Source organism: Paenibacillus sp. FW126-R14 (assembly GCF_058789495.1).
This window is the reverse complement of record NZ_JBYTBS010000113.1, coordinates 1-8,972: the sequence shown is the minus strand read 5'-3', so window position 1 is coordinate 8,972 and position 8,972 is coordinate 1. Positions and strand designations below refer to the sequence as shown.

Genomic DNA, 8,972 nt, shown 5'->3' with positions numbered 1-8,972 from the left:
TGCCGGGGGTCAAGGGAGATAAAGGCGACCAGGGTGAGCAGGGAGCGGTAGGTCCTGCGGGCCCGGCTGGTGCCACGGGGGCCAAGGGAGACAAAGGCGATCAAGGTGAGCAGGGAGCGGTAGGCCCTGCGGGCCCGATTGGTGCTCCGGGGGTCAAGGGAGATAAAGGCGACCAGGGCAACCAGGGAATCCAAGGTATTCCGGGGCCAACCGGTCCCGTAGGGCCTGCAGGCCAGGCTGGAGACATCGGCCTGTATGGAGACGGTTCGGCCAACACGTTATATGTGCCTCCCGGTCAAACGCTGGATCTGAGTGCCATTACCTCGGGTAGTCCATACTATGGCGGCAATTTGCAATTTAGCAGCATTACCATTGACGGCACGCTGAAAGTCCCTAGCGGCTTGATCCTGCGATCATTAGGAGGCATTTCCATTTCGGGCACCGTCCAGGTGTTGACGGGAGCTTCGAATGCGGGGCCGGATCGTGTGCATCCCGGCATTTCTTATTCGGCAGCGGCACCAGGGGCTGGCGGCAAAGGGATTCCGTACCTGTCCGCTGCGCGCATCACATTGCCCGATGCGGCAGCTGGCGGCGCGGGCAGCGGCGGAGCCGGGGCAACGGGAGGCGGCGATGGGGGCGGATCTGTCGTCATAATTGCGAAAGGAAATCTGACCTTGTCGGCAAGCGGAATGATCATTGCCAGCGGAGCCAATGGGACGAACCCCAATACGCCAGGGCAGGGCATTCAAGGGGGCGGCGGCGGAGCAGGCGGCATCGTCGTGCTTAGCGCCAAGGGCAGCATGACGATTGCGGGGAGCATTTTGGCGAACGGCGGCAGCGGTTCAGACGGATTCGACGGCAATGGCGGCAATGCTGAAGGCGGCGGCGGCGGTGGAGGTGGCGGGATCGTGCATCTAATCTCGACAAGCACAGCGACGATTACAGGAAACGTGCAAGTGAATGGCGGAGCCGCTGGGGCTACAGCGGGAGCGTCGTCCAACATCAACAGCGGAGGCGGCGGTGGAGCCAGCGGCGGCAACGGTGGCGCCGGCGGCGCTAACGGCCGTACGGCAGCTACTGGCGGAACGGCTGGCCATATCGTGCAAACGGTGGTGTCTGCTCCAGAGAATATGTTTTTCAGATAGCACAGAGAAGAGGCTGTCCCGGTAGGGGCAGCCTCTTGTTAGTGGTACGCCAAGCATGGACGACCGGTGTAAAGGGATTCCAAATAACTCGTGATATCCCCAACAAAAATTGACATTTTTTTCTCCTTGGGTAAGGTAATATGACCTTAAAGATTTTGGCGAAATAAATAATTATGAACGTGTCCGTACCATGATCCTGATCCAGGAGGGATAGTGATGAAGGCTTTTTTTGAGAATCAACACACCTACGACACGATTCCGTTCACTGTGATGATTTCCGATAATCTTAACTTTTTGCCGCACTGGCATGTAGAGGTGGAGATGATTCTAGTGCTAGAAGGCATAATTGAGATGGGGATTAACACGGAAAGAAAGAGGCTGCATCCGGGAGATTTCGCCGTATCGTTCAGCAACGACATCCACTCTTATGTAACTACTGAAGAAAGCTCGGTCATTCTTATCAAGTTTCTACCGGAATTTGTGGACGGCACCGGAATGTGGCAAAAAAATCATCGTCTTCTTTATCCATTCATTTCTGATAGCGCTTACCCAAAGACGATGCTATCCAAGGATATACATGAGGAAATGATTCGTTTAATCCATGGTATTTTGAACGAAGAGAGACTGCAGGAGGACTGCTTCACATGGATGATTAAAGGGAAACTGCTGGAGCTTTGCGCTATTTTACTTCGGCATCTGCCAAAAGTGCAAGCCAATCAAAAGAGTAAACATAGACAGAGCGTCTCGGGTATTCGGCTTGTGAGAGCTGCCCTGCAATATATTGAAGAAAATTGTAATCGCACCGTTACGCTCGACGAAATTTCCAAGCGGATGAATTTGAGCCCGTATTATTTCTCGCGTTTGTTCAATCAGGTTACCGGGATGAATCTTAAAAGCTATCAAAATTTGCTGCGGCTTAATAAAGCGGAGAGCATGATTTTAGGCGAAAATATGTCAATTACTGAAATCGCATTTGAATGCGGTTTCAACAGCCTGCGAACATTCAATCGCTGGTTTCGCCTTATGAAGGGCTTATCACCTTCGGAGCTGCGAAAAAACCATACCCACCTCTAAGGCAGTTACACTCGTATGAATGTTGCAATACTTAAGAATTTTCACCCCAAACGGTCTATTGTGGCGACGTTGATGAAGTCAGCGGCTCTGCAAGGTCCGTTTTTTAGTAGATAAGAAAGTATAAGTTTTATACTTTTGCTTCGCATCTACCTTGACTAACGCGCTCTTCCTAAAAGGACGACGAAGTCGTTTATCCTTGTGTTCGGCACAATCGCGAAAACAACAAATTATGGCTGATTAGTCGGCAATCTTTGGCGAGAATCCGCTTTCATTTTGGGCGAAAATGTTTACAAGGAGGTGAAAGTTTACTGGAGCCGATAGAAGTCGGCGGTGACTGCCGGATGACTACAGCAAAACGGATAGTAGTATATTCCTATACAGCAATTATCTATGAACGGAGGATTTCGGATGGGGGTAATTAACAAAAATGCTGTTTGCCAGGTCGCTCTAGTCGTGAGAGATATTGAGAAGGTAGCGCAGCAATATGCGTCGCTGTTCGGAGTAGAGGTTCCTAACATTTTTACGATTCCGCCGAGAGAAGCAGCAAATACGACTTACCGGAATCAACCGACATCAACTCGCGCTAAATTGGCTGTGATTGATTTGGGACATCTCGTTCTGGAATTGACGGAGCCTGACGATGAGCCGAGCTCGTGGAGGGAGTTCCTGGAAATGAAAGGCGAGGGTGTACACCATATTGGCTTTATGGTGCAGGACCGAGAGAAAGTCATCGAGTATTTTGCCGAATTAGGCGTACCCGTTAGACATTACGGAGAGTATCCAGGCGGGAGCTATACATTCATGGATAGTGCCGAACAGCTTGGGGTCATTCTCAACATCAAACACGAAGTGAAATAAGTGAAGATGGAGGCGATAGCCATGAAGAAAGCATGGTCTTTGGTTTTAGCTTGCACGCTAACTGCAACTCTGGTCGTCGGCTGTTCTACGGCAAGTAATGGGGGCTCGCAGAATCAAGTGACAGCTCAAGGTGATGGAAAGTCAAGCCAATCGGGCGGGCGTGTCCTCAATTACTGGAGCCCGTTCAGTGGTGACTCGCAGAAATGGGATCAAGAGCGAATCGCTGCCTTTGAGAAGAAGACTGGCATTAAGGTCAACGTCACGTTCGTACCGAACGGTGGATTAAACAATGGGAAGCTCCTGGCCGCTATCACGGGTAATTCGGCGCCTGATCTTGTTGAAGCGGATAGCCCGGCATTGGCATACAGCTATGCGGCGCAAGGCTCCCTGGAAAGCTGGGATACTCATATCGATCAGCTTGGACTCGGTCAAGACTTGATGCCGGGGTTCAAGGATTTGATGCAATATAACGGAAAAACCTTTCTGATTCCGCAGGATTCCAACGTACTCATGCTTTATTACAATACGGATATGTTTAAGGAAGCCGGCCTGGATCCGAATAAACCGCCGACAACGATTGAAGAGCTTGACCAGTACGCGGAGAAGCTGACGACGATGAATGGCAATAAGATTGACAGGATGGGCTTTATTCCCTGGACGGATAGCGGAGGCGACGCGTTTACATGGCTGTGGATGTTCGGCTCAAAGATTTACGATTCTTCAACAGGCAAGCTGGCGATTACGGATGACAAGAGTGTAGCCGTGTACAACTGGATGAATAAATATGCACAAAAATATAACCCAGCACAATTGAAATCGTTTACTTCCGGATTTGGTGGCATGTTCTCGCCCGATCACCCGTTCATGACCGGTAAAGTCGCCATGACCGTTACGGGCAACTGGTTTACGAATGCACTGCGTATTTACGCGCCTAATGTGAAGTACGGGGTTGCGAAAATTCCAGTGCCGTCGGGGGGAAGGCAAAATGGAACACTGCTTAATTCCAACGTATTCATGATTCCTAAGGGCTCGAAGAACGTCGATCTTGCCGTTGAATTTGTAAAATTTGGTCTAACACCCGAAGTCAACGGTTCTAACTTTGACCAGTGGCGATCGATTCCGGTTACAAACAGCAAGTTCGATGAAGTGAGCTGGACAAAGAAGGGAGACCCGATCTATAAGTTGGAAAGAGAGCTTGCCAACTCTCCAAATGCCGGACATCCTGCGCTGACCAAAATCTCGCCTCAGCTTTCGGATGAATTGAAGGCGCTGCAAGACAATGTCATTTACAACAACAAGAACCCGAAGGAACTGCTTCAAGCGCTGCAGGATAAATTGCAGAAAACTCTTCAATAGCTGGAAAAAAGTTAAAGGATGATGGCGATGTCGATACCTTCGATAGAAAGAAAAAGAGACTCCCAGCTCGCTTCCGCTCACCAAAGGCAATCGTTCAAAACCGGCGTACAGCTGACGGTTCAATATATCATTCTGTTATTCTTTGCCGTATGTTTTCTTATCCCTTTCTTCTGGCTTGTTTCGGAATCACTGAAGAAGCCTTCCGAGCTTTTTGAGGTGCCGATGCTCTGGTGGCCGAAATCCCCGCAGTGGAGCAATTTTACACTGATGTTCTCATCATTTCCGTTCCTGCTCTATTTGAAGAACACGATGATGCTTGTCATTCCGACAATTATCGGAAGTATTGCGTCTAATGCACTTGTCGCTTACGGCTTCTCAAGGCTGGAATGGAAGTACCGGGATCAAGTATTCGTCATCGTCCTGATCACGATGATTCTGCCGTTTCAGGTGACAATGATCCCATTGTTTCTGCTCTTCAAGAATCTGCACTGGATCAACACGTATTTGCCGCTGACCGTTCCGCACTTCTTCGGTAATCCGTTCTTTATTTTTCTGCTTCGCCAATTTCTGCTCGGAATTCCGAAGGAACTGTCCTTTTCTGCGAGAATCGACGGCGCTAACGAATTTCAAATCTTTTTCCGGATCGTGATGCCGCTGGCCAAACCGGTTCTTACGACCGTTGCAATCTTTTCGTTTCTGCATACGTGGAACGATTTTATCGGGCCGCTCATCTATTTAAGCGATAACAATATGTATACCTTGTCACTGGGTGCACAGCAAATTATGGGCACGCTGGATCCGAAATGGAACATTCTCATGGCGCTCGGCGTAACGATGACGCTTCCGGTGTTGCTGCTGTTTTTCATCATGCAAAAATATTTTATCCAAGGCATCACGATGTCCGGGATGAAGGGATAAGGAGGAGCGTATGAACAAACGCCTGAATATCAAACAACGGGATTTGCGAAACGCGATACTGTTCATTTCTCCCTGGATTGTCGGTACCCTCGTTTTCAAACTGTACCCGATTCTCGCATCCTTCTATTACTCCCTGACCGATTATTCGGTGGTCAATCCGCCTGTTTTTGTCGGCCTGGATAATTATGCGGCCTTATTTCACGATCCTGTATTCTACAAGTCACTTGCCAATACGCTGTACATGGGAACGTTCGGGACGGCGCTGACGACTGCATTTGCCATTATGGTTGCCGTGCTGCTGAACAACCGGAAGCTAAAGGGACTATCGTTCCTTCGCGTTATATTCTTCCTGCCTACGCTCGTCCCGGTCGTCATTATAGGCATTCTTTGGATCTGGCTGCTGCAGGCCGACAACGGTGTCATCAATACACTTCTGAGCTACATCGGCATTAGTGGTCCGGCCTGGCTAGCAGATCCTTCTTGGGCCAAACCGTCTTTTATCTTAATGATGCTTTGGTCCTCAGGCGGTGCGATGATTATTTACATTGCCGGCATGCAGGAAATACCAGAGTCACTGTACGAATCGGCGTCCATGGATGGGGCTGGATTTATCAGACAGACGCTGAGTATCACCCTGCCCCTGCTGTCTCCGGTCATTCTATTTAATGTAGTTACGCTGGTGATTAATGTGTTTCAGTGGTTTGCCGAACCGCTGATTATGACATCCGGTGGGCCCGATAACGCAACCCTGTTTTATTCACTAAACCTTTTCAGGAATGCGTTCCAGTATTTTAAAATGGGGTATGCTTCGGCGATGGCATGGATCATGCTGCTGATGGCCATGGTCATCATTCTCACCCTGTTTAAGTTAAACAAGAAATTTGGTCATATTGAATAAACCTATTAAGGAGCGATCATCAATGGAACAAAACGTACTGGGCACAAATGTAGTAACGCAAATCGGTATTCTCGTGCATGACATCGAAAAAACAGCAAAAGCTTATGCGGAATTTCTCGGGGTGGAGCCCCGGTTTGTAACGACGGACGAATATGAGAAAGCGCAAACTAAGTATAAGGGTAATGCGTCGATGGCCAGATCCAGGCTTGCATTTTTCAAAATCGGCCCGTCGCTTGACTTGGAACTGATACAACCAGATAATGAGCCAAGTACATGGCGCAATGATTTGAATGAATTTGGCGAAGGCGTACACCATATCGCTTTTGTCGTGAACGGCATAAAGGAAAAAATCATTAAGCTCGGCGCGAAGAACATGCCCTTGCTTCAAACGGGTGAATATACGGGCGGACGGTATGCTTATATTGACGCCAAGGATGAACTAAAGGTGATCCTGGAGCTGCTAGAAAACGATTGATAAGCACGAAGAACCAGGAGGGCGTCTGATCATGGAGAAGCGTCGATACGGAAATACTGACATGCAGGTAAGTGTTCTTGGCCATGGCGGCGGGGAACTCGGAGGACTCGGCGCTGCGGAGCTCCACCCGAAGAAGCTCGAATTACCGGAGGCAGTCCGGATTTTGTCTACTGCTCTTGAGACCGGGCTGAATGTGATCGATACGGCCGAATGCTATAACGATAGCGAGGAATTGATCGGTCAAGCGATTTCTCACCGGCGAGAAGAATTCTACCTCTTTACAAAATGCGGCCACTCGCAGGGCTTCGAGCTTCCTCATTGGCACAAGGATATGCTGGATGCCAGCATAGACAGGAGTTTGAGAAGGCTTCGAACCGACTATCTCGATGTCGTACATTTGCATACATGCTCGGAGGCGATCCTCCGCCAAGGAGACGCGATCGATGTTCTGCTGCGTGCCAAAGAGAAGGGAAAGATTCGCTACATCGGATACAGCGGCGACCATAAGGATGCCCTGTATGCGATCAGGTGCGGTGCTTTCGACTCCTTGATGACATCCGTTAACATTGCAGATCAGGAGGCAATTGAACTGACGATTCCGGAGGCGGTGCGTGCCGGGTTGGGTGTTACGGCCAAGCGTCCTGTGGCCAATGTGGTATGGCGATACGAGTCATTGCCACAAAATCCGTACCATCACGACTATTGGCATCGGCTTAAGCAGTTGGATTACAACGTTCTGCAGGGTAGTTTTAGTGATAGCTTCGCCTCGGCTTTGCGCTTTACCTTATCGGTTCCAGGTGTCCATACGGCAATCATCGGGACGACGAATTCAGCACGGTGGGGCGTGAATGCAGAAGTTGCCCGTCAAGGACCGCTGTCTGAAGCAGATTATGAGTTGATCCGTTCAAGGTGGAAGATTCGGGCGAGCGAGGACTGGATCGGATTAGAATAGGGAGGATCTGTGAAAATGAAGCGTATTGTAGCAATCGTTGGCGATTACTATCATGAACCTGAACGGATCCGCCAATCGCTGGAACAAGCTCTGCGGCTGCCGGACGGTTCAACATTGGCGGAGGTCAACTATGTAGAAACTAATCGTCTGTCGCAAGTATTGAAGGAACGCCCAGACGCGGTCGTTCTATTTAAGGAGGATCGCGTTAATCCGGGGGATGCTGTTGTACATGGATGGATGACGGACAATTTGGAGGAAGAGATCGTTCGTTTTGTCCATAACGGAGGAGGCTGGTTCGCCTGGCACTCCGGTCTTGCATCTTACGCGGAGGATGGCGCCTATAGCTGCATGCTGCGGGGGCATTTCGTTTATCATCCGGATCAGCATCGAACCGTGCGCTACCGCATACAGGGAGACGAAGAGCTGGGAATCAGCTTAGGGGGCGTTAGTGCCTTCGATTTCACCGACGAGCATTATTTCGTGGTCTGTGACCGCTCACAAACGGGCGTCTTCCTTGTATCGGAATCCGAGGACGGTCAGTCTACAGCCGGCTGGGCGCACGAATTTGGATCCGGGCGGGTTTGCTGTCTGACTCCGGCACACACGTCGGAAGGACTCATGCATCCTGATCTCATTTCTTTGATCCGTTCCGCGATAAGCTGGTGTAGTCATATGGGCTAAATATGGTTAAATGTTAATTTTTTATGGCGCCAAAGGACAAAAGAATCGACGAAGATCTTTTTGAATTGCCTTTTGAAAAGTTGCCGCGCAACTAGCATGGCTTGTATCCTCGCTCATTGGAAGTATGGATTCCGAGGGAGGGTATTATTATAATAGGACACTCTAGTATCAAGAGTGTCCTATTTACTTTTCATAATTGGCCAATAACACCAAAAAAGTACTATAACGGTGGCGTTTACCTAACGAGTCATATCTTGATAAGGAGCACGCATATATAGGATGCTTAAATCTACCTTTTTTTGTTTGAGCTGTTGGCGATTAAAACGCAACTATAAATGAATTACGGCATCTAATAAAATAGGAATTATTTGGTGAATAAATAAACATGTTGGAGGTTCTAAGGTGAGGAAGACAATACAAAGTTTATTCTTAGGCTTCCCCATTTATAGTGGGCATCATATTTTTTGTTGTTGGTTTTATTGTGTTGGTAGCTGAATATTTTAACAAGGATTAATGCTCAAATAAACAAAAGCCTAAGGTGGGTACAGCAGTGAAGAGTTTTCTTTTTTGGACAGTAACAGTAATCTTTTATCTTTTAATAGCACTATTGTATTG

At 48.8% G+C, this 8,972-nt stretch carries 8 protein-coding genes and 1 pseudogene; all 9 read left to right on the top strand.

The genetic code is table 11. The features are described from left to right. Positions 1-1,145, top strand: a pseudogene (locus tag AC3WRW_RS32585) (hypothetical protein); the annotation flags it as partial. Positions 1,146-1,361: 216 nt separating this feature from the next. Next, the gene (locus AC3WRW_RS32580) at positions 1,362-2,219 is read left to right on the top strand and encodes a helix-turn-helix domain-containing protein (protein ID WP_492550367.1); all 858 of its coding nucleotides are present in this window, start codon (positions 1,362-1,364) and stop codon (positions 2,217-2,219) included. Between the two features lie 408 nt (positions 2,220-2,627). After that, a complete protein-coding gene (locus tag AC3WRW_RS32575; protein WP_492550366.1) occupies positions 2,628-3,077 on the top strand; it encodes a VOC family protein in 450 nt (149 codons plus the stop codon). A gap of 21 nt (positions 3,078-3,098) precedes the next feature. Beyond that, entirely contained in the window at positions 3,099-4,433 is a 1,335-nt protein-coding gene (locus tag AC3WRW_RS32570) for an ABC transporter substrate-binding protein (protein ID WP_492550365.1), read from the top strand. Between the two features lie 27 nt (positions 4,434-4,460). Then, positions 4,461-5,351 (top strand): carbohydrate ABC transporter permease, encoded by an 891-nt coding sequence (locus AC3WRW_RS32565; RefSeq protein WP_492550364.1) that lies wholly within the window; start codon positions 4,461-4,463, stop codon positions 5,349-5,351. Between the two features lie 10 nt (positions 5,352-5,361). Further along, positions 5,362-6,249, top strand: coding sequence for a carbohydrate ABC transporter permease (locus AC3WRW_RS32560; RefSeq protein ID WP_492550363.1), 888 nt, complete (start codon positions 5,362-5,364; stop codon positions 6,247-6,249). Positions 6,250-6,271: 22 nt separating this feature from the next. Next, positions 6,272-6,724: a VOC family protein gene (locus AC3WRW_RS32555; RefSeq protein ID WP_492550362.1), complete on the top strand. Its 453-nt coding sequence runs from the start codon at positions 6,272-6,274 to the stop codon at positions 6,722-6,724. A 31-nt stretch (positions 6,725-6,755) separates the two neighbouring features. Continuing rightward, a complete protein-coding gene (locus AC3WRW_RS32550) occupies positions 6,756-7,676 on the top strand; it encodes an aldo/keto reductase (protein WP_492550361.1) in 921 nt (306 codons plus the stop codon). A gap of 15 nt (positions 7,677-7,691) precedes the next feature. Next, positions 7,692-8,357: a ThuA domain-containing protein gene (locus tag AC3WRW_RS32545; RefSeq protein ID WP_492550360.1), complete on the top strand. Its 666-nt coding sequence runs from the start codon at positions 7,692-7,694 to the stop codon at positions 8,355-8,357. Positions 8,358-8,972 lie beyond the last annotated feature (615 nt).

Bases quoted from the DNA above. Each gene is read 5' to 3' on its own strand.
- AC3WRW_RS32545 (WP_492550360.1), top strand. From the start codon at position 7,692: ATGAAGCGTATTGTAGCAATCGTTGGCGATTACTATCATGAACCTGAA.
- AC3WRW_RS32555 (WP_492550362.1), top strand. From the start codon at position 6,272: ATGGAACAAAACGTACTGGGCACAAATGTAGTAACGCAAATCGGTATT.
- AC3WRW_RS32575 (WP_492550366.1), top strand. From the start codon at position 2,628: ATGGGGGTAATTAACAAAAATGCTGTTTGCCAGGTCGCTCTAGTCGTG.
- AC3WRW_RS32560 (WP_492550363.1), top strand. From the start codon at position 5,362: ATGAACAAACGCCTGAATATCAAACAACGGGATTTGCGAAACGCGATA.
- AC3WRW_RS32565 (WP_492550364.1), top strand. From the start codon at position 4,461: ATGTCGATACCTTCGATAGAAAGAAAAAGAGACTCCCAGCTCGCTTCC.
- AC3WRW_RS32570 (WP_492550365.1), top strand. From the start codon at position 3,099: ATGAAGAAAGCATGGTCTTTGGTTTTAGCTTGCACGCTAACTGCAACT.
- AC3WRW_RS32580 (WP_492550367.1), top strand. From the start codon at position 1,362: ATGAAGGCTTTTTTTGAGAATCAACACACCTACGACACGATTCCGTTC.
- AC3WRW_RS32550 (WP_492550361.1), top strand. From the start codon at position 6,756: ATGGAGAAGCGTCGATACGGAAATACTGACATGCAGGTAAGTGTTCTT.